Annotated in this window: 1 protein-coding gene and 1 pseudogene; both read right to left on the reverse strand. The window is 70.5% G+C overall.

What is annotated here, in order from left to right:
- Nucleotides 1-333, reverse strand: a 333-nt coding sequence (locus tag RNB18_RS51615) for a DUF1003 domain-containing protein (protein WP_311721010.1), incomplete at its 3' end; no start/stop codon positions are given.
- Nucleotides 323-465: pseudogene (locus RNB18_RS51620) on the reverse strand (magnesium transporter); the annotation flags it as partial. The pseudogene RNB18_RS51620 and the gene RNB18_RS51615, both read right to left, overlap by 11 nt.

The following is a 465-nucleotide window of genomic DNA, read 5'->3' on the forward strand; positions in this document are numbered from 1 at the left end:
CTGGGCCAGCAGGATCAGCGGAGCGGCGTACGACGCCTGGAGCGAGAGCATCAGGGTCAGGAAGATGAACGGGTACTCGTCCCACCGCAGGTGCTCGGGCGCCCAGACGTTCCACGCCACCCAGACGATGATGATCAGCGTCATCCAGACGATGAACCGCCCGGTCCCCAGGAACCGCGCGATCCGCTCGGAGAACCGGCCGAACGCCTCCGGGTCGTACTCCGGCAGCAGCTTCAGCCCCGGCGCCTTCGGCTGGTCGAGCCGGGTGCGCGGAGGCCGCACCAGGCCCGACGAGCCCGTCGACGCGGCCTTCGACCGCTCCTCACCGGCCATGGTGGATGCCCCCCTCACCGTGGAAGTCGGTCTCGCGCCAGTCCTCGGGCAGCAGGTGGTCCAGCACGTCGTCCACGGTCACCGCGCCCAGCAGCGACCCGCTCTCGTCCACGACGGGCGCCGAGACCAGGT

The organism is Streptomyces doebereineriae (assembly GCF_031845645.1).
GTDB classification, from domain to species: Bacteria; Actinomycetota; Actinomycetes; order Streptomycetales; family Streptomycetaceae; genus Streptomyces; species Streptomyces canus.